Genomic DNA, 17,922 nt, shown 5'->3' with positions numbered 1-17,922 from the left:
AAAACAGATGAGCGAAGAAGTCATCCTGAATATCCAGGGCGTCAATAAACGGTTCGGCGGGCTGCAGGCGCTGACCGACGTCCGTATCAACATCAAGCGCGGCCAGATCTATGGCCTGATCGGCCCGAACGGCGCCGGCAAGACCACGTTCTTCAACGTGATCACCGGCCTGTACCAGCCCGATACCGGCACCTTCGAACTGGCCGGCAAGCCGTATTCGCCGTCGGCGCCCCATGCGGTGGCGAAGGCGGGCATCGCGCGCACGTTCCAGAACATCCGCCTGTTCGGGGAAATGACGGCGCTGGAAAACGTGATGGTGGGGCGCCATGTGCGCACGCACCAGGGCGTGCTCGGCGCGATCTTCCGCCACAAGGCCGCGCGCGACGAGGAAAAGGCGATCCGCGCACGGGCCCAGGAATTGCTGGATTTCGTGGGCATCGGGCAGTTCGCCAGCCGCACCTCGAAGTTCCTGTCGTACGGCGACCAGCGCCGGCTGGAAATCGCCCGCGCGCTGGCCACCGACCCGCAACTGCTGGCGCTGGACGAACCGGCCGCCGGCATGAACGCCACCGAGAAACTGGCATTGCGCGAGCTGCTGGTGAAGATCAAGGCGGAAGGCAAGACCGTGCTCCTGATCGAACACGACGTGAAATTGATGATGGGCCTGTGCGACCGCATCAGCGTGCTCGAGTACGGCAAGCTGATCGCCGAAGGCTTGCCGCATGAAATCCAAAGCAACCAGGCTGTCATCGACGCCTATCTGGGAGGGGCGCATTGATGGCGGCAACTGCGAAGAATGTGCTGAAGATCGACGGCCTGCACGTCGCCTACGGCGGCATCAAGGCCGTCAAGGGCATCGACCTGGAAGTGAACGAGGGTGAACTGGTCACGCTGATCGGCGCCAACGGTGCCGGCAAGACCACCACGCTGAAGGCCATCACCGGCACGCTGCCGGCCTGCAAGGTGGAAGGCACGATCTCCTACCTGGGCGCGCCGCTGAAGGGCGTGCAGAGCTTCCACCTGGTGGAAAAGAAGCTGGCGATGGTGCCGGAAGGGCGGGGCGTCTTCACGCGGATGACGATCCTGGAAAACCTGATGATGGGCGCCTATACGCGCAACGACAAGGCAGGCATCGACGCCGATATCGCCAAGTGGTTCGACATCTTCCCGCGCCTGAAGGAACGCGCCGGGCAATTGGCCGGCACGCTGTCCGGCGGCGAGCAGCAGATGCTGGCGATGGCGCGCGCGCTGATGTGCCACCCGCACCTGCTGCTGCTGGACGAGCCATCGATGGGGCTGTCGCCGATCATGGTCGAGAAGATCTTCGAAGTGATCCGCGACGTATCGAAGCAGGGCATCACGATCCTGCTGGTCGAACAGAACGCCAAGCTGGCGCTGCAGGCGGCCGACCGCGGCTACGTGATGGATTCCGGCGCGATCACGATGACCGGCAATGCGGACGCCATGCTGGACGACCCGCGCGTGAAAGCCGCCTACCTGGGCGAATAAGCGCCGGCATATCGATTCCATCCACCGGTGCGGCACGGCGCTCCCGCAGCCCGACACCCGGATTTCCGAAAAATCGGTGACAGTCACCATTTTTAGGGAAACATTGCCCGGAAAATGGAGCCTGTCACCGTTTTTCGGGAAACATTGCCTGGAAAATGGGGTACGTCCCCATTTTCGTCCCCCATCTTTATCGCCGTTTCCCGGCGACGTTCAGCCGGCCAGTTCGGCGAAGCGGGGCAGGTCGACGTTGCCGCCGCTGACGATGATGCCGACCTTCTTGCCATGCAGGCTGTCGCCCAGCGCGCGGGCGGCGGCGAGGCCAAGGCAGCCGGTGGGTTCGGTGATCATCTTCATGCGGCTGGCGAAGAAACGCATTTCGTCGACCAGCCGGGCATCCGGCACCGTGAGGATGTCGTCCACGTCGCGCTGCAGGATCGGAAAGGTCAGCTTGCCCAGGTGCTGGGTCTGGGCGCCGTCGGCGATCGTCTTCGGCGTATCGATGTGGACGATGGCGCCACTCCGGAACGACTGCTGGCCGTCGTTGCCCGCTTCGGGTTCGACGCCATACAGCCTGGTCTTCGGCGACAGCGCCCGCGTCGCCAGCGCCGTGCCGGACAGCAGGCCGCCACCGCCCAGCGGCACGAACAGGTAGTCCAGCTCGCCCACTTCCTCGAACAGTTCCTTGGCCACCGTGCCTTGTCCGGCGATCACGTGCGGATGGTCGTAAGGCGGAATCAGCGTCAGGCCATGCCTGGCCGCCAGGTCGCGGCCGATCTGTTCGCGGTCTTCGGTATAGCGGTCATAGGTGACGACGGTGGCGCCATAGCCGCGCGTGGCGGCCACCTTGGCTGCCGGCGCATCGAGCGGCATCACGATCGTGGCGGGAATGCCCAGCAACTGGGCGGACAGCGCGACCGCCTGCGCATGATTGCCGGAAGAGAAGGCCACCACGCCCGCCTCGCGCTGGGCGCTGTCGAACTGCGACAGGGCATTGAAGGCGCCGCGGAACTTGAACGCGCCGGTGCGCTGCAAGTTCTCGGCCTTGAAATACAGCCGGGCGCCCAGCTGTTCGTCGACCGTGCGCGATGTCAGCACGGGCGTGCGGTGCGCCTGCCCCGCGATGCGGCCGGCGGCGGCCACCACGTCGTCATAGGTTGGAAGCTTCGGTTCGGTCATCGTCTATCCTCTCAAATCAGGGTGTAAACAGATTATCTGATATTGGATAAAGTGTATAGATGCGGGCGAAAAAAGCCCGGGAAAATCCAGTAGAAAAATCCCGGAACAAGTTCGACAGAACAAAAAAAAAGCCCCGAACAAGTCGGGGCGTGCGAAGGACATCCGCTGAGAGGATCCACGGATGCCGAGGAGACCTGGTACAGCGATGCTTTCAGTGCGCCGGCGCGGCCGGCGCCGGTATTACGCGGCAGCGGCGGCCGAGTTGGCGGCGGCTGGTGCGGACTTGACGGCGGCGGTGAACTGGTTCACGGCGGCGTTCACGTTCGCTTCGTAAGCTTCGGCAGCTTGCTTGGCGGTGCGGGTGAACTGTTCGTAGCCGGCGTTGGCGCTGCCCAGGGCGGACTTGAACAGGGCCACGGCGTTTTCGCTGCCGGCCGGTGCGTTCTTGCTGACTTCGTCGACCAGCGAGATGATCTTGCGGTTCGTTTCCAGGATTTGCGCTTCCACGGCTTTCGAGAACTCGGAAGCGGTGCTCTGGGCGATCGATGCCAGGTGGCGGCTGTACGCGATGGCTTTCTCGGCGCTCGGCTGAGCCTGGGCAGCGCTCAGCGAGAAGAACTCTTGCGGATCCTTGGCGGCCAGCAGCTGCTTCGCGGCGGCGGAGGTATCTTCCAGCGAAGCCTTGGCGGCGGTCAGGTTCAGGTCGACGAGCTTTTCAACGCCTTCGAACGTCTTGTTCGTCAGGGAGGAGAAAATCGCGAATTGGCTTTCGAAATTCGCCTTGGTCGCATTGGAAAATTGCTCAGGAATCGAAAACATGTAGTTCTCCAGAAATAAATATCGTTGATGAAAGCTTGCTGTGGTCTAGGACAGCTATTGTGCAACGCAACATGCTCAATTCTACGGTTACGCAAGATTAAGTCAAGCTAATTTTGTGCATTGCACCAAAGCATGAGGGGTTGCTCCTCCAAACTAGAGTGAAGCGAATTTTGTGCATTGCACCAAAGCATGAGGGGTTGCTCCCCCAAACACTAGAGTGAAGCGAATTTTGTGCCTTGCACTAAAGCATGAGGGGTTGCTCCCCCAAACACTAGAGTGAAGCGAATTTTGTGCCTTGCACCAAAGCATGAGGGGTTGCTCCCCCAAACACTAGAGTGAAGCGAATTTTGTGCCTTGCACCCAAAGCATGAGAGGTTGCTCCCCAAAACACCAGAGTAAAGCGACTTTGTGCATTACACCAAGTCCCGGCCGATTGCTTCAGACAACACCCGAGTGAAGCGAATTCATGCATTCCACTGAAGAACGGATTCGTTCCAGTTCATAACGGTAGCGTGAAGCATGTTTGGTGCCTTGCACAAAAGTACCAATCCATCGCTTATAGCAATACGGTCCCGCCAACTCGACCGTGTTAGACTGAAACGATGTCCCCGTTCCTCTCGCCGGTTCCCTTGTTCTTTGTTTTCCTGTGGAGTACAGGGTTCATCGTGGCCAAGTTCGGCCTGCCCTATGCCCCGCCGCTTACCTTTTTGCTGATGCGTTATGCCTGCGCGGTGGCGGTGCTCGCGCCGCTGGTCTGGCTGCTGAAGGCGCCGTGGCCGACAGGCAAGGCCAGGCATATCGCCATCTCCGGCCTGCTGCTGCATGGCGGATACCTGGCGGGCGTATGGTGCGCCATCAAGCTGGGCATGCCGGCCGGGCTGTCCGCGCTGATCGTCGGCATGCAGCCGATCCTGACCGCTTTCGCGGCGCCACTGATCGGCGAGCGCGTCACGCCGCGGCAATGGCTGGGCCTGCTTTTCGGACTGGGCGGCGTGGCCCTCGTGGTGTATGCGAAAATCACCCTGACAGGCCTGTCGTGGCAAGCCATCGCACTGTGCCTGGGCGCGCTGGTGTCGATCACGGCGGGCACGCTGTACCAGAAGCACTGGTGCCCGCAATTCGATTTGCGCACGGGAACGGCCATCCAGTTTTCGGCGTGCTTCGTTGCAACGCTGCCATTTGCCCTCGTGTTCGAAGGATTGACCCCGGCGTTGCCGGCGGTCGAATGGACGCCGCGTTTCGTCGCCGCACTGCTGTGGTCGGTATTAGGCTTGTCGATCGGCGCGATCTTCCTGCTGTTCGCCCTGATCCGCCGCAGCGATGCGACCCGGGTCACCAGCCTGCTGTACCTGACGCCGCCGACCACCGCGCTGATGGCATGGCTGATGTTCGGCGAGGCGTTCAGCCCCCTCGGCGTGGCCGGCATGGCGCTCGCGGTCACCGGGGTGTTCTTCGTGGTGCGCAAATGACCAACAAGGTGGAGGAACAGGCATGATTTCCAGTCCCGAACAGCAGGCGGTGGATGCCGCCATCACGTCGCGCCGGTCGATCCGCGCCTTTCTTTCCACGTCCATCGAGCGTGCGGACATCGCGGCGATCCTCGAAGTGGCCAGCCGGGCGCCATCCGGTACCAATACGCAGCCGTGGAAAGTATATGTACTGACGGGCGCCGCGCGCGATGCGTTGTGCGCCCGCATCACCGAAGCCTATCGGGATCCGGAGCAGAACCGCCGGCACCAGGAGGAATATGCGTACTATCCGAGGGAATGGAAGTCGCCGTATATCGACCGGCGCCGCAAGGTGGGCTGGGACCTGTATGCGCTGCTGGGGCTGACACGCGACAACAAGGAGGGGATGGCTGCCCAGCATGCCCGCAACTTCAACTTCTTCGATGCCCCGGTCGGCATGATCTTCACGATCGACCGCGTCATGGAGCAGGGGTCGTGGCTCGACTATGGGATGTTCTTGCAAGGCATTATGATCGCCGCCCGGGCGCGCGGCCTCGATACCTGCCCGCAGGCGGCCTTCACACAATTCCATGCAATCATTGCGGAACAGCTGTCATTGCCCGACAATGAAATGGTGGTGTGCGGCATGGCGCTGGGCGTTGCCGATCCGGCAAGGATCGAGAACGCGCTGGTGACCGAGCGTGAACCGGTGGAACGGTTTGCCACCTTTGTCGGCGATGCACCAGGTATCGTGAATGACGCATACTGACGTCAACCGATGCCTCAACCGATGCCTCAACTGATGCCTCAACTGATGCTTCAATGGATGTATCCACTAACGCATCGACTGACGCATCTGCTTGATTATTCAAAGAATAATGTTTCACTGGGTTTCGTTGCTTAGCCGCATCAAGTTCGGTGGTTGCGCTATCTAAGCGCCTCTTTTTTGTGCTCGACAATGTGAAATTCTGTTGTGCGAGATCAGTGTTTTGCTACACTGCAACGTATCGTTCATTGACCCGGTCATTGGATCTTCCATGTACCGTTCATTTGCTGGATTCGGGGATATTTCATGTACAAAGTAATCGTTGCCGCCCTGATTTCCGCCCTGTGCATCGCGGTGCCGGTCACCACGGTGCAAGCGGCGAATGGCGTCAAGAAGACGGTGGTGAAGAAAACCTCCGCCAAGAAGAAAGCCGTCAAGCGTGCCGGCGTGCGGCGCCAGGCTGTCGCCGAACCGCGCGGCAAGGTGGTGCGCCGCGTGGTGACCGTGCGCGGCAAGAAGCGCGTGGTGTACCAGCGCGCGCTGGTGGCTGCCGCCGCCGTGCCCGCAGCCGTGGCGGCACGCCCGACCATGGGCGACATGGCCGGCCTGAACCTCACGCGCGATCCGCTGGACCTGAAATCGAACGTGGCCCTGGTCGTCGACCAGGCCAATGCCGAAGTGCTGTTCGAGAAGAATGCCGGCGTGGCATTGCCGATCGCATCCATCACCAAGATGATGACGGGCCTGGTGGTCGTCGAAGCGAACCAGGACATGGATGAAATGCTGACCGTGACCGACGACGACGTCGACCGCGCCAAGTTTTCCAGTTCGCGCCTGAGGGTCGGCGACCGGCTGACGCGCCGTAACATGCTGCATATCGCCCTGATGAGCTCGGAGAACCGCGCAGCTTCCGCGCTGGGCCGCAACTACCCGGGCGGCTTGCCGGCCTTCGTGGCGGCGATGAATGCCAAGGCGCAGGCGCTGGGCATGACGGAGACGCGCTATGCCGATTCCACCGGCCTGTCCAAGCAGAACGTGGCCAGCGCGCGCGACCTGGCCAAGCTGGCGATGGCCGCCTACGAGCATCCGATCCTGCGCGAGTTTTCCACCGACGCGAAGGCAGTGATCGAGCGTAATGGCCGCCCGGTGCAATTCGGCACCACCAACGGTCTCGTCGTACCGACGTCCGGCTGGCAGATCGGCCTGCAGAAGACCGGCTTCATCAACGAAGCTGGCCGCTGCGTGATGATGCAGGCCGTCATCGAAGGCCGTTCGGTCATCATGGTGTTGCTGGATGCGAAGGGCACCGCGGCACGCGTTGCCGATGCGATGCGCATGAAGAAATGGCTGACGGCGCTGAAACCGGCTCCGTTCGCGGAAACCATCGGCTCCGGCGGCGCCGGCAGCGCACTCAGCGCTGGCGCCGCCGCGATGACTCACTCCGCAGCCGGCATGTAACCCAGCGTGGCGGAAATCTGGTTGGCGGTAGTGACCAGGTCTTCCAGCCAATCGTCCTGCAGGCGGTCGGCCGGCGCCGAGATCGACAGGCCGGCCACCAGCTTGCCGCTGTCGTCGCGAATGCCGGCGGCCATGCAGCGCACCCCCAGCTCCAGTTCCTCGTTGTCGCGCGCATAGCCGCGCGAGCGCACCAGTGACAGCTCGCGCTCCAGCTTCCCCAGGTCCGTGATCGAATTCTTGTTGTGGCCCGCCAGCCCGGTGCGGGTGGCATAGGCACGGATCGCCTTCGGCTCATCCACCGACAGGAACAGCTTGCCCGTCGAAGTCAGGTGCAGCGGCCCGCGCCCGCCGATCGCGCGCACCACCTGCATGCCGGAACGTTCGGAGAAGGCGCGGTCGATGTAGACGATCTCGTCGCCCTGGCGGACCGACAGGTTGATCGTCTGCTGGGTTTTCTTGTGCAGTGCGCGCATGAAATCCAGCGCGGCCTCGCGGACCGACAGCCGGCTCTTCACGACATTGCCCAATTCCAGCAGGCGCATGCCGAGGCGGTAGGTGCCGGGTTCGATGCGGTCGACGAAGCGCGTCAGTACCAGGTCGTTCAGGATCCGGTGTGCCGTCGAGGGGTGCAGCCCCGAGACCTTCGACAATTCCTTGAGGCTTACCGGGTCCGGGTACTTGGCCAGTGCGTCGAGCAGGCCCACCATGCGTTCGATGACCTGGATGGTCGTTTTTTGTTCTGGAACGGATTCAATTTTCATGATGTGGTTGGTGCGGTGCAGTATGTATGCGCTTCTTTATACCATGATGTGAAAATAATGGGAATTGCAAGGGTTCATCGGTGCCAGGGGTCGCTATAATGACGCACCTTTTTTAACCCCTATCCCCATGACCCAGCCTGCCAGCGAATTCAAGAGCCGGAGCGGCCTGAAGCGCATCCAGTCGGCGTTCTTTTACTCGCTCGACGGTTTGAAGACGGCGTGGCGCCATGAACACGCCTTCCGGCAAGAGCTGACGATCTTCGTCGTAGCCGGCATCGCCGCGCTGTTGCTGCCCATCTCCGCTTTCCAGAAATTGGCCCTGATCGCCGTGATGGTCCTGGTATTGATCGTGGAGCTGATCAACTCGGCGATCGAAGCCGTGGTCGATCGTATCTCGCTGGAACGCCATGCCTTGTCGAAGAATGCCAAGGACCTGGGCAGCGCGGCCGTGCTGCTGGCCTGCCTATTGGCGGCGGCGACCTGGAGCGTCGTGCTGTTCAACCGTTTCTGGTGAACCCCTTAGAAGTTTTTGGAATAAGGAAGGGACGAAAACTTCGTTCTCTTTCATAAGCTCAGCAGCTAATCTGCAACCTCCAACAAAAAGGGGAATCAGATGCTGTCCAAAAAACTTTCCACGCTGGCCGCCGCAGTTGTTACGACCCTCGCCGTATCGCTGACCGCACACGCGGCCGAAGTTACCCTGCTCAATGTTTCGTACGACCCGACGCGGGAGCTGTACCAGGACGTGAACGCCGCCTTCGCCAAGGAGTGGAAGGCCAAGACGGGCGACGACGTGAAGGTCAAGCAATCGCACGGCGGCTCGGGCAAGCAGGGCCGCTCCGTCATCGACGGCCTGCAGGCGGACGTCGTCACGCTGGCACTGGCCTATGATATCGATGCGATCGCCGAGAAAGGCATCGTCGCCCCGAACTGGCAGAAGCGCCTGGCCAAGAATGCCACGCCGTACAGCTCGACCATCGTGTTCCTGGTCCGCAAGGGCAACCCGAAAGGCATCAAGGACTGGGCCGACCTCGTCAAGCCCGGCGTGGCGGTGATTACGCCGAATCCGAAGACTTCCGGCGGCGCCCGCTGGAACCACCTGGCCGCCTACGGCTACGCGCTGCGCCAGCCGGGTGGCACCGACGCCACCGCGCGCGACTACCTGAAAAAACTGTACAAGAACGTGCCGGTGCTGGATTCCGGCGCGCGCGGCGCCACCACCACCTTCGTCGAGCGCGGTATCGGCGACGTGCTGCTGGCGTGGGAAAACGAAGCGCTGCTGGCGATCAAGGAACTGGGCCCGGACAAGTTCCAGATCGTCGCGCCTTCCGTCTCGATCCTGGCCGAGCCGCCGGTCGCCGTGGTCGACAAGGTCGTCGACAAGCGCGGTACCCGCAAGGTGGCCGAGGCTTACCTGAATTTCCTGTACACCGATGCCGCGCAGGAGCTGATCGCCAAGAATTACTACCGCCCGACGGTGGAGAAGGAAGCGAAGAAGTACGCCGCGCAATTCCCGGCCGTGAAGCTGTTCACGATCGGCGACGTGGCCGGCGACTGGGCCAAGGCGCAGAAAACGCACTTCGCCGATGGCGGCGTGTTCGACCAGATCTACCAGAAGTAAACAGGGGGAGCGCATGCCGGGCAATCTTTCGCGATTCCGCGTGCTGGTTGCACCGGGCCTGCACGACAGCGGCCCGGAGCACTGGCAAAGCCGCTGGCAGCGCCTGTATCCCGCGTTCGAGCGGGTGTGCCAGGATGACTGGAGCGATCCGGTCCTGCCGGCCTGGCGCGCACGGGTGGATGAAGTGCGCCGGCGCGATGACCGGCCCACGCTGATCGTCGCGCACAGCTTCGGCTGCCTGGCGTCGGTGCACAGCGTGGCGGCCGACCCGGCTAACGTGGCCGGACTGCTGCTGGTGGCGCCGGCCGACCCCGACAAGTTCGGCGTGGCGGCACTGCTTCCACGCGAACCGTTGCCCGTCCCTTCCATCCTGATCGCCAGCACGAACGATCCCTGGATGCCGCTCGAGCGGGCGCGCCTGTGGGCGCAACATTGGGGCAGCAGTTTCATCGACGCGGGTGCGCTCGGCCATATCAATGCCGAGTCGGGTTTACGCGACTGGCTGTTCGGCCAGCAGCAGTTGCAATTCCTGGTCGATCGGGCGCAGAATATGAAACCATTACAATATTGATCTTTGTCTATCACTGGAGATTTCCATGACGTTACGCCTCGGCGATACCGCACCTGACTTCGAGCAGGATTCTTCCATCGGCCGCATCAAGTTCCATGACTGGGCGGGCGATTCGTGGGTGGTGCTGTTCTCGCACCCGGCTGACTTCACGCCTGTCTGCACCACGGAACTGGGCCTGACCGCCAAGCTGAAGCCCGAGTTCGACCAGCGCAACGTGAAGGCGATCGCCCTGTCCGTCGATCCGGCCGAGTCGCACAAGGAATGGATCAAGGATATCGAGGAAACCCAGAAGACCGTGGTGGGCTTCCCGATCATCGCCGACGCCGACAAGAAAGTGGCCACGCTGTACGACATGATCCACCCGGAGCAATCGGCTACCGCCACCGTGCGTTCGGTGTTCCTGATCGACCCGGCCAAGAAGATCCGCCTGCAGCTGACCTACCCGATGAGCACCGGCCGCAACTTCGACGAGATCCTGCGCGTCATCGACGCACTGCAGCTGACCGACAAGCACACCGTGGCCACGCCGGGCAACTGGAAAGACGGCGACGACGTCATCATCCCGCTGACCGTGCAGGATCCGGAAGTGCTCAAGCAAAAGTACCCGAAAGGCTTCACGGCCCCGAAACCGTACCTGCGCCTGACGCCGCAGCCGAACAAGTAAGCGGCACCTGCACCACGACCAACCCGGGCCCGCCCGGGTTTTTTGTTGCCGAAAATCGGGGGGGGGGCGGAGCAGTAATGCTGTTCAGATAAGCCCACCCCAAGTGCAAATTCCGGGGGCAGGGAGGAGTACTGGCCTGCAGGCCAGCACCGTTTCGCAGGCGCGAAGCATGCTTCGCGAAACCCCTCCTTCACCCCGGCGGGGCAGAGCAGGGGTTTCGAGGAGCATTGCTCCTAGCCTGCGTCGCGGTACCGGCATGCTTGCCGGTACTCCTCCCTGACCCCTGCCCTTCGCTGTTGGGGTGAATGCATGCGCTTTCGATGAGCCGGCGACGTTCAACTGAACGGCATCAGGGGCAGAGCAGGGGTGACAGTGTCCAGCTTAAGGAAATGTTTCTGATGTGCATGCCGCTGCAGGCCGCATGGTTGCGCCATATCAGTTCCTGCATCTAAGCAAATGACAAAAGGTTAGTTTGGTTTATAACGTCCAGATGCGAGACTTCGCCCTCAATATCCGAAAATGTAATAAGAGGGGCCACCATGTCTGCAGTACTGCCGGTTACGCAACCGGTGCCGTTCGAAGCAAGGAAGCGGGCGCCGTACCGGGTGATGCCGGGCTTTAAGCTTTCGCTGGGCTTCACGATCTTTTACCTGACGCTGATCGTCCTGATTCCCCTGTCGGCGCTGTTCCTGAAGACGTTCACGATGACGTGGGAAGCCTTCTGGAGCGCTGTCACGTCCGAGCGCGTGATGGCGTCGTACCGGCTGACGTTCGGCGCCTCGCTGATCGGCGCCACCATCAATGCCGTGTTCGGCGGCATCGTGGCGTGGGTGCTGGTGCGCTACCGCTTCCCCGGCAAGCGCTTCATCGATGCGCTGGTCGACCTGCCGTTCGCGCTGCCCACCGCGGTGGCCGGCATCACGCTGACGGCACTGTACTCGTCGAATGGCTGGATCGGCCAGTTCGTCGAGGGCACGCTGGGCATCAAGGTCGCCTTCACGCCGCTGGGCGTGGTGCTGGCGCTGACCTTCATCGGCCTGCCGTTCGTGGTCCGCACGGTGCAGCCGGTGCTGGAAGATGCCGAACGCGAACTGGAGGAGGCGGCGGCGTCGCTGGGCGCATCGTCCTGGACCACCTTCCGCCGCGTGATCTTTCCGACCGTCTTTCCCTCGCTGCTGACCGGTTTCGCGCTGGCGTTCGCGCGTGCCACCGGCGAATACGGTTCCGTGATCTTCATCGCCGGGAACATGCCGATGGTGTCCGAGATCACGCCGCTGTTCATCATCACCAAACTGGAGCAATACGACTACACGGGCGCCACGGCCATTGCCGTGGTGATGCTGCTGGTGTCGTTCGTCATGTTGTTGGGCATTAACCTGCTGCAGGCCTGGGCACGCGGCAAGTCGGGGAAATAACAATGAGTGGAACTTCCCAACGGGGCGAACTGCCCTCCGTATCCGAAGTGCTGGAACCGCGCTGGGTGCGCTATGCGCTGATCACCGTGGCGCTGGCCTTCCTCACGCTGTTCCTGTTCGTGCCGCTGATTGCCGTGTTCGCCGAGGCGCTGAAGAAGGGCACCGAGGTCTACCTCGAATCGATCCGCGAAGACGATGCGATCGCCGCCATCAAGCTCACGCTGATCACGGCCGCCATCGCGGTGCCGCTGAACCTGGTGTTCGGCGTGGCCGCCTCGTGGGCGATCGCCAAGTTCGAGTTCCGCGGCAAGAGCCTGCTGCTGACGCTGATCGACCTGCCGTTCTCCGTGTCGCCCGTGATCTCCGGCCTGATCTACGTGCTGCTGTTCGGCGCCCAGGGCTGGTTCGGTCCATGGCTGGCCGAGCATGACATCAAGATCCTGTTCGCCGTGCCGGGCATCGTCATCGCGACCATCTTCATCACGTTCCCGTTCGTGGCGCGCGAGCTGATCCCGCTGATGCAGGCCCAGGGCAGCGAGGAAGAGGAAGCGGCCGTGGTGCTGGGCGCCTCGGGCTGGCAAACCTTCTTCCGCGTGACGCTCCCCAACATCAAGTGGGGCCTGCTGTACGGCGTGATCCTGTGTAATGCCCGCGCCATGGGCGAGTTCGGCGCGGTGTCCGTGGTCTCGGGCCATATCCGCGGCGAGACCAACACGATGCCCCTGCAGGTCGAGATCCTCTACAACGAATACAACTTCGTCGCGGCCTTTGCCGTCGCCTCGCTGCTGGCGCTGCTGGCACTGGTGACGCTGGCGCTGAAATCCTTCATCGAATGGCGCTTGCACGAATCGCGCCACGCCGACGACAACGACAATTAATGAATGGCCAATGCATGGCCAACCAACGGCCCACTAATGGCTAATACAAGCTGGAGCAAGACATGACCATCGCAGTCAAGAACATCAACAAGCGCTTCGGCGATTTCGTGGCGCTCAACAACGTGTCGCTGGATTTCCCGGCCGGCGAGCTGACGGCGCTGCTGGGCCCTTCGGGCTGCGGCAAGACCACGCTGCTGCGCTGCATCGCCGGCCTGGAACACCCGGACTCGGGCCAGGTGCTGCTCGATGGCGCCGATGCTTCCGACCGCCACGTGCGCGAACGCCAGGTGGGCTTCGTGTTCCAGCACTATGCGCTGTTCAAGCACATGACCGTGTTCGAGAACGTGGCCTTCGGCCTGCGCGTGAAGCCGCGCGCCGAACGCCCATCCGAAGACCAGATCCGCCGCAAGGTCAAGGATCTGCTGGAACTGGTGCAGCTGGACTGGCTGGCCGACCGCTACCCGCCGCAGCTCTCCGGCGGCCAGCGCCAGCGGATCGCCCTGGCGCGTGCCCTGGCGGTCGAACCGCGCGTGCTGCTGCTGGACGAACCGTTCGGCGCGCTGGACGCCAAGGTGCGCAAGGAACTGCGCCGCTGGCTGCGCCGCCTGCACGACGACCTGCACGTGTCGTCTATCTTCGTCACGCACGACCAGGAAGAAGCGCTGGAGGTGGCGGACCAGGTGGTGCTGATGAACAAGGGCACCGTGGAGCAGATCGGCACGCCGGACCAGGTCTACAACCATCCCGCATCGCCGTTCGTGTACGGCTTCCTGGGCAATGTGAACGTGTTCCACGGCCGCGTGCACGAAGGGGTGCTGGCCAGCGAAGGCGCGCAGCTCGACGTGCCGGACCATACCCACGTGCGCGACGCGAAGGGCACCGCCTATGTGCGACCGCACGAGATGGACGTCGACCGCTACTCCGCCGGCGCGGAAGGCATCGTCGTCAAGCTGCGCCGTGCGCACGCGATCGGTCCGCTGGCCCAGCTGGACCTCGAGCGCGCCGACAATGCGCAGCTGATCGAGGCGACGATTTCCAATGAGCGGTTCCAGAACCTGGGACTGAAAGAGGGCGAGACCCTGGTCGTGCGGCCGAAGCGCCTGCGCGTGTTTGTCGATGAAGGAGCGTCCATATGAACTTCCAGCAGCTGCGTTCCATCCGCGAAGCGGCCCGCCGCAACTACAACCTGACCGAAGTGGCGAATGCGCTGTTCACGTCGCAGCCGGGCGTGAGCCGCCAGATCCGCGAACTCGAAGATGAATTGGGCGTCGTCATCTTCGAGCGCAACGGCAAGCGGCTGACGGGTCTCACCGAGCCGGGCAAGGGTATCCTGAAGATCATCGACCGCCTGCTGATCGAAGCCGAGAACCTGCAGCACGCCAGCATGGAATACAAGGGCCAGAGCACCGGCACGCTGACGGTGGCCGCCACGCACACGCAGGCGCGCTATGCGCTGCCGCGCGCCGTGTCGCATTTCCGCAAGACCTTCCCGGACGTGCGGATCGCGCTGCAGCAGAGTTCACCGGAACACATCGCCGAATGGGTCTTGTCCGGCAAGGCCGATATCGGTATCGCTACCGAGGGCCTGTCGCAGTTCCCCGACCTGGTGTCGTTCCCTTGCTACCGCTGGAGCCACCTGATCGTGGTGCCGGACGACCACCCGCTGCTGAGCCGCACGCCGGTGCGGCTGGAAGACCTGGCCGAGTTCCAGCTGATTACCTACGACGTGGGCTTCACGGGCCGCGGCCACATCGACGACGCGTTCGACAAGGCCGGCGTGCGGCCCGACATCGTGCTGACCGCGATGGATTCGGACGTCATCAAGCAGTACGTGGCGCTGGGCCTGGGTGTCGGCCTGGTCGCATCGATGGCGTTCGACCATGGCCGCGACAAGGGCCTGCGCGCGATCGAGGCATCGCACCTGTTCGCGCCCAACACCACGCGGCTCGCCGTGCGGCGCGGCGCCTACCTGCGGCAGTATGCATATGAATTCATCGCGCAATTCGCGCCGGAGCTGAAGCGGGGCGATATCGAGCAGGCACTGCTGGGTGGGGAGGCCGCGTGATGACTGGCTTCGTTGGAAATTTCCGTAGTTGATCCCGGCGCAGGCCGGGATTTTTTTTGCTCGATGCGACCCGTAGCGCGTGAGCTTCGTGTCGGACATGATTTTCCGGGCGATGTTTCCGGAAAATCGTGTGCGACACCGGTTTTCTCGTGAGGCGGGCAGGGCATGAGAAAAACCGGTGTCGCATACTTTTTCCGGATGAGGCACCCGGAAAAAATGTCCGACACCAAGCGGCTTTTGCGGCCGTGCATAAAAAATCCCGCTGAACGAGCGGGATTCTTCGTAGAAGCGCAGCCAGGCCTTACCAGCTGTACCCCACCTTCGCATAGAAGAACCGCCCGTTGAACCCGGCCGGCGAGAAGTTCGAATACGGGTAGATCCCGTTCGTGTTCAGGTTGGCGACGGAGGTCGTCTTGTCCGGGTAGCTGTCGGTCAGGTTGTCGATGCCGGCGGTCACGCGCCAGTTGGTGGCGAGGCGCACGGTGCCCGATACGTCCAGCACCCATTGGCGGCCATAGGTCTGGTCGTTCGCCGGGTTGTTCTGCGGGACGGTGAACTTGCCGTATTGCGTGGCCAGTGCGCGGGCGCTCCATGCTTGCGCGGTGTAGTCGGAGCCCAGGCTGAACTTGTCCTTCGGCGAACCCACGGTGTTGCGCAGGGTTGTCTGGCGGTCGATCAGCAGCAGCTGGTTCGTGGTGAGGATGGCCGGGTTGGCCGCCACGTTTTCCACGGTGGTCTTGTTGCGGTTGTAGGCGGCGGTGAAGTCCACGCGGTCGCGGTTGGCGAGGTTCCAGCGGTAGGTGCCGACCAGGTCCACGCCGGTGGTCTTCGTGTCGATCGCGTTGGTGAAGTAGCGGCCGGCGCCCACTTGCACGCCCTGGCTGGCCAGCGTGTTGCGCAGCGTCTGCGGCAGCGTCATGTTGGCCGACAGGGCGATGCGGTCGTCCACGAAGATGCGGTACACGTCCACCGTGGTGTTGAAGTTGCGAGTCGGCGCCCACTGCACGCCGACGCCGTAGTTGCGGGCTTTTTCGGCCTTCAGCGGCGTGGCGCCCAGTGCCTGCGCGGCGGCGCTGCCGACCGCGAAGGTGCCCGTTTCGATCGGCGTATTCTGGCCATTGACGACGGCGAAGTTGGTCGTGGTGATGGTGTAGAACTGCTGCGCCAGCGATGGTGCGCGGAAGCCGGTCGAGGCCGTGCCGCGCAGCGAGAGCTGGTCGTTGAACGCATAGCGCGCCGATGCCTTGGCCGAGGTGGTGCTGCCGAAGTCCGTGTAGTGTTCGTAGCGGGCGGCCAGCGCGCCGGACAGCTTCGGCGTCACCTGGGCTTCCAGGTTCACGTAGGCGGACTGGTTGCTGCGGCTGTTCTTGCCCGCGTTGGCCGGGCGGAAGCCCGAGAAGCCCTGCGCGCCCGAGCCCGTGTACGACGCGGCGTCGCCTGCGCCGATCTCGTATTCTTCGTGCCGGATTTCCAGGCCGGTGGCCACCGTCAGCGGGCCGGCGAACGCCGCGACGGGAATTTCGCGCGCGAGATCGAGGTTGGCGACCGATTGCGTATTGGTCAGCTTGCCAAGGTGGAAGTGGGTGGGACTGGCCGCGCCCAGGTCCTGGTTGACGGTGCTGTCGATGTCGAGCCAGAAGCTGTTGCGGCCCCAGTCCAGGCTGGCATCCCAGCGCCATTCGCCCAGGTCGCCGCGGACCCCGGCCACGATCGAGGCATCGGTCGACGTGCTGTTCTGCAGCGGCAGGAAGCCTTGCGCGAACAGCGGCGTGCGTGGCACGTAACGTACCGGCGGCAGCACGCCGTCCACGGCCGGGTCCTGCACCGCGACGAGGGCAGTGCGCCAGGTGGCGGCCGCCTCGCTGTCGCCCTCGCCGTACTGGCCTAACGCGTGGAAATCGGCGTTCTCGCCCAGCTGGTATTGCGTATTGAAGAACACGTTGCGCGGCTTGGTATCGGCATCGCCGTAGCGCTGCGTGACCTGGCCGTACAGGGGTTCGAGCTTGTTGCGGTTATCCGCGCCGGCGCGGTTGGTCGGGTTGCGGTCGGCGCCTTCCGCGGCCAGGCGCAGCCAGCCCTTGTCGCCCAGCGCGAAACCGGCCGAAGCCTTCAGCGAGATCTGCTCGCCGTCGCCCTCCTGGTACCAGCCCGTGCCGATCTCGACGTCGCCGCCGGCCGGACCTTTCTTCAGGATGATGTTGACGACGCCGGCGATCGCATCGGAGCCGTATTGCGCCGAGGCGCCGTCGCGCAGCACCTCGATGTGGTCGATCGCGGCCAGCGGGATCGCGTTCAGGTCCACCGGCGCGGAGCCCCGGCCGGCGGTTCCGTTGACGTTGACGACGGCCGAGGCATGGCGGCGCTTGCCGTTCACCAGCACCAGCGTCTGGTCCGGTGCCAGGCCGCGCAACTGCGCCGGGCGCACGGCATCGGAGGCGTCGGCGCCCGATGGACGGGGGAAATTCATCGACGGCAGCAGGCGCGATAGCACGGTGGCCAGTTCGGTCGACCCGGAGGCCTGCAGTTCCCTGGCGCCGATGATGTCGATCGGCGATTCCGAATCGGCGGTGCGGCGGTTCTTCGCGTACGTGCCGGTCACGACCACGGTTTGCAGTTCTTCGGTGGGGGCTTGCGGCTGTTGTGCGCTGGCGGGAGCGGTGACCGCGGCCGCGGCGATCAGGGAAAGAACGAGGGGGGAATGCCTGTAGCGTGTGCTCATCGTGGATGATTGCGAGTTGACGACCGCGCTATGTTAGCTGTTCGACCTCGCC

Annotated in this window: 17 protein-coding genes; 13 read left to right on the top strand and 4 right to left on the bottom strand. The window is 63.2% G+C overall.

What is annotated here, in order from left to right; translation table 11 throughout:
* Nucleotides 1-7: 7 nt before the first annotated feature.
* Nucleotides 8-778: an ABC transporter ATP-binding protein gene (locus tag OU994_RS26955; RefSeq protein ID WP_131144254.1), complete on the top strand. Its 771-nt coding sequence runs from the start codon at nucleotides 8-10 to the stop codon at nucleotides 776-778.
* Nucleotides 778-1,509 (top strand): ABC transporter ATP-binding protein, encoded by a 732-nt coding sequence (locus OU994_RS26950; protein WP_281608416.1) that lies wholly within the window; start codon nucleotides 778-780, stop codon nucleotides 1,507-1,509. The genes OU994_RS26955 and OU994_RS26950 overlap by 1 nt, the downstream gene beginning before the upstream one ends.
* Nucleotides 1,510-1,719: 210 nt before the next feature.
* On the opposite strand, the gene OU994_RS26945 is transcribed toward OU994_RS26950, so the two are convergent.
* The gene (locus OU994_RS26945; RefSeq protein WP_131144257.1) at nucleotides 1,720-2,685 is read right to left on the bottom strand and encodes a threo-3-hydroxy-L-aspartate ammonia-lyase; all 966 of its coding nucleotides are present in this window, start codon (nucleotides 2,683-2,685) and stop codon (nucleotides 1,720-1,722) included.
* 240 nt (nucleotides 2,686-2,925) lie between these two features.
* Complete coding sequence (phaP, locus tag OU994_RS26940; protein WP_131144258.1) at nucleotides 2,926-3,504, bottom strand: TIGR01841 family phasin; 579 nt, start codon at nucleotides 3,502-3,504, stop codon at nucleotides 2,926-2,928.
* A gap of 602 nt (nucleotides 3,505-4,106) precedes the next feature.
* Here phaP and OU994_RS26935 point away from each other — a divergent pair.
* From OU994_RS26935 to OU994_RS26925, 3 genes are all read left to right on the top strand, one after another.
* On the top strand, nucleotides 4,107-4,973 hold the full coding sequence (locus tag OU994_RS26935; protein ID WP_281608415.1) for a DMT family transporter: 867 nt from the start codon (nucleotides 4,107-4,109) through the stop codon (nucleotides 4,971-4,973).
* Between the two features lie 22 nt (nucleotides 4,974-4,995).
* Entirely contained in the window at nucleotides 4,996-5,721 is a 726-nt protein-coding gene (locus OU994_RS26930) for a nitroreductase (protein WP_281608414.1), read from the top strand.
* 303 nt (nucleotides 5,722-6,024) lie between these two features.
* Nucleotides 6,025-7,176, top strand: a complete 1,152-nt coding sequence (locus OU994_RS26925) for a serine hydrolase (protein WP_281608413.1) — start codon at nucleotides 6,025-6,027, stop codon at nucleotides 7,174-7,176.
* On the opposite strand, the gene OU994_RS26920 is transcribed toward OU994_RS26925, so the two are convergent.
* Complete coding sequence (locus tag OU994_RS26920; RefSeq protein ID WP_131144262.1) at nucleotides 7,155-7,937, bottom strand: IclR family transcriptional regulator; 783 nt, start codon at nucleotides 7,935-7,937, stop codon at nucleotides 7,155-7,157. The two genes, OU994_RS26925 and OU994_RS26920, sit on opposite strands and share 22 nt — an antisense overlap.
* Nucleotides 7,938-8,064: 127 nt before the next feature.
* On the opposite strand from OU994_RS26920, the gene OU994_RS26915 reads away from it, so the two are divergent.
* The 8 genes from OU994_RS26915 (at nucleotide 8,065) to OU994_RS26880 (ending at nucleotide 15,151) form a co-directional block, all read left to right on the top strand.
* Complete coding sequence (locus tag OU994_RS26915) at nucleotides 8,065-8,451, top strand: diacylglycerol kinase (protein ID WP_281608412.1); 387 nt, start codon at nucleotides 8,065-8,067, stop codon at nucleotides 8,449-8,451.
* 99 nt (nucleotides 8,452-8,550) lie between these two features.
* Complete coding sequence (locus tag OU994_RS26910; protein WP_131144264.1) at nucleotides 8,551-9,558, top strand: sulfate ABC transporter substrate-binding protein; 1,008 nt, start codon at nucleotides 8,551-8,553, stop codon at nucleotides 9,556-9,558.
* 13 nt (nucleotides 9,559-9,571) lie between these two features.
* Nucleotides 9,572-10,129 carry an alpha/beta hydrolase gene (locus OU994_RS26905; RefSeq protein WP_281608411.1) on the top strand — a complete coding sequence of 186 codons (558 nt, stop codon included), beginning with the start codon at nucleotides 9,572-9,574 and terminating at the stop codon, nucleotides 10,127-10,129.
* Nucleotides 10,130-10,154: 25 nt separating this feature from the next.
* The gene (locus OU994_RS26900; protein WP_131144266.1) at nucleotides 10,155-10,793 is read left to right on the top strand and encodes a peroxiredoxin; all 639 of its coding nucleotides are present in this window, start codon (nucleotides 10,155-10,157) and stop codon (nucleotides 10,791-10,793) included.
* Nucleotides 10,794-11,401: 608 nt separating this feature from the next.
* On the top strand, nucleotides 11,402-12,208 hold the full coding sequence (cysT, locus tag OU994_RS26895) for a sulfate ABC transporter permease subunit CysT (RefSeq protein ID WP_281611729.1): 807 nt from the start codon (nucleotides 11,402-11,404) through the stop codon (nucleotides 12,206-12,208).
* Between the two features lie 2 nt (nucleotides 12,209-12,210).
* Nucleotides 12,211-13,086 carry a sulfate ABC transporter permease subunit CysW gene (gene cysW / locus OU994_RS26890; protein ID WP_281608410.1) on the top strand — a complete coding sequence of 292 codons (876 nt, stop codon included), beginning with the start codon at nucleotides 12,211-12,213 and terminating at the stop codon, nucleotides 13,084-13,086.
* A gap of 62 nt (nucleotides 13,087-13,148) precedes the next feature.
* A complete protein-coding gene (locus OU994_RS26885; RefSeq protein WP_131144268.1) occupies nucleotides 13,149-14,222 on the top strand; it encodes a sulfate/molybdate ABC transporter ATP-binding protein in 1,074 nt (357 codons plus the stop codon).
* Nucleotides 14,219-15,151 (top strand): CysB family HTH-type transcriptional regulator, encoded by a 933-nt coding sequence (locus OU994_RS26880; RefSeq protein WP_131144269.1) that lies wholly within the window; start codon nucleotides 14,219-14,221, stop codon nucleotides 15,149-15,151. The genes OU994_RS26885 and OU994_RS26880 overlap by 4 nt, the downstream gene beginning before the upstream one ends.
* A gap of 301 nt (nucleotides 15,152-15,452) precedes the next feature.
* Here OU994_RS26880 and OU994_RS26875 read toward each other — a convergent pair whose 3' ends face one another.
* Complete coding sequence (locus tag OU994_RS26875; RefSeq protein ID WP_281608409.1) at nucleotides 15,453-17,870, bottom strand: TonB-dependent siderophore receptor; 2,418 nt, start codon at nucleotides 17,868-17,870, stop codon at nucleotides 15,453-15,455.
* Nucleotides 17,871-17,922 lie beyond the last annotated feature (52 nt).

It is taken from the genome of Pseudoduganella sp. SL102 (assembly GCF_027856995.1).
GTDB lineage: Bacteria > Pseudomonadota > Gammaproteobacteria > Burkholderiales > Burkholderiaceae_D > Rugamonas > Rugamonas albidiflava.
Note: the sequence above shows the minus strand (reverse complement) of the source record. Positions and strands in the feature narration are given on the sequence as shown.

Excerpts from the sequence above, each read along its gene's own strand:
- cysT (WP_281611729.1), top strand. The coding sequence starts at position 11,402 with ATGCCGGGCTTTAAGCTTTCGCTGGGCTTCACGATCTTTTACCTGACG.
- cysW (WP_281608410.1), top strand. The coding sequence starts at position 12,211 with ATGAGTGGAACTTCCCAACGGGGCGAACTGCCCTCCGTATCCGAAGTG.
- OU994_RS26930 (WP_281608414.1), top strand. The coding sequence starts at position 4,996 with ATGATTTCCAGTCCCGAACAGCAGGCGGTGGATGCCGCCATCACGTCG.
- OU994_RS26900 (WP_131144266.1), top strand. The coding sequence starts at position 10,155 with ATGACGTTACGCCTCGGCGATACCGCACCTGACTTCGAGCAGGATTCT.
- OU994_RS26920 (WP_131144262.1), bottom strand. The coding sequence starts at position 7,937 with ATGAAAATTGAATCCGTTCCAGAACAAAAAACGACCATCCAGGTCATC.
- OU994_RS26925 (WP_281608413.1), top strand. The coding sequence starts at position 6,025 with ATGTACAAAGTAATCGTTGCCGCCCTGATTTCCGCCCTGTGCATCGCG.
- OU994_RS26905 (WP_281608411.1), top strand. The coding sequence starts at position 9,572 with ATGCCGGGCAATCTTTCGCGATTCCGCGTGCTGGTTGCACCGGGCCTG.
- OU994_RS26950 (WP_281608416.1), top strand. The coding sequence starts at position 778 with ATGGCGGCAACTGCGAAGAATGTGCTGAAGATCGACGGCCTGCACGTC.
- OU994_RS26910 (WP_131144264.1), top strand. The coding sequence starts at position 8,551 with ATGCTGTCCAAAAAACTTTCCACGCTGGCCGCCGCAGTTGTTACGACC.
- OU994_RS26955 (WP_131144254.1), top strand. The coding sequence starts at position 8 with ATGAGCGAAGAAGTCATCCTGAATATCCAGGGCGTCAATAAACGGTTC.
- OU994_RS26945 (WP_131144257.1), bottom strand. The coding sequence starts at position 2,685 with ATGACCGAACCGAAGCTTCCAACCTATGACGACGTGGTGGCCGCCGCC.
- phaP (WP_131144258.1), bottom strand. The coding sequence starts at position 3,504 with ATGTTTTCGATTCCTGAGCAATTTTCCAATGCGACCAAGGCGAATTTC.
- OU994_RS26915 (WP_281608412.1), top strand. The coding sequence starts at position 8,065 with ATGACCCAGCCTGCCAGCGAATTCAAGAGCCGGAGCGGCCTGAAGCGC.
- OU994_RS26935 (WP_281608415.1), top strand. The coding sequence starts at position 4,107 with ATGTCCCCGTTCCTCTCGCCGGTTCCCTTGTTCTTTGTTTTCCTGTGG.
- OU994_RS26880 (WP_131144269.1), top strand. The coding sequence starts at position 14,219 with ATGAACTTCCAGCAGCTGCGTTCCATCCGCGAAGCGGCCCGCCGCAAC.
- OU994_RS26885 (WP_131144268.1), top strand. The coding sequence starts at position 13,149 with ATGACCATCGCAGTCAAGAACATCAACAAGCGCTTCGGCGATTTCGTG.
- OU994_RS26875 (WP_281608409.1), bottom strand. The coding sequence starts at position 17,870 with ATGAGCACACGCTACAGGCATTCCCCCCTCGTTCTTTCCCTGATCGCC.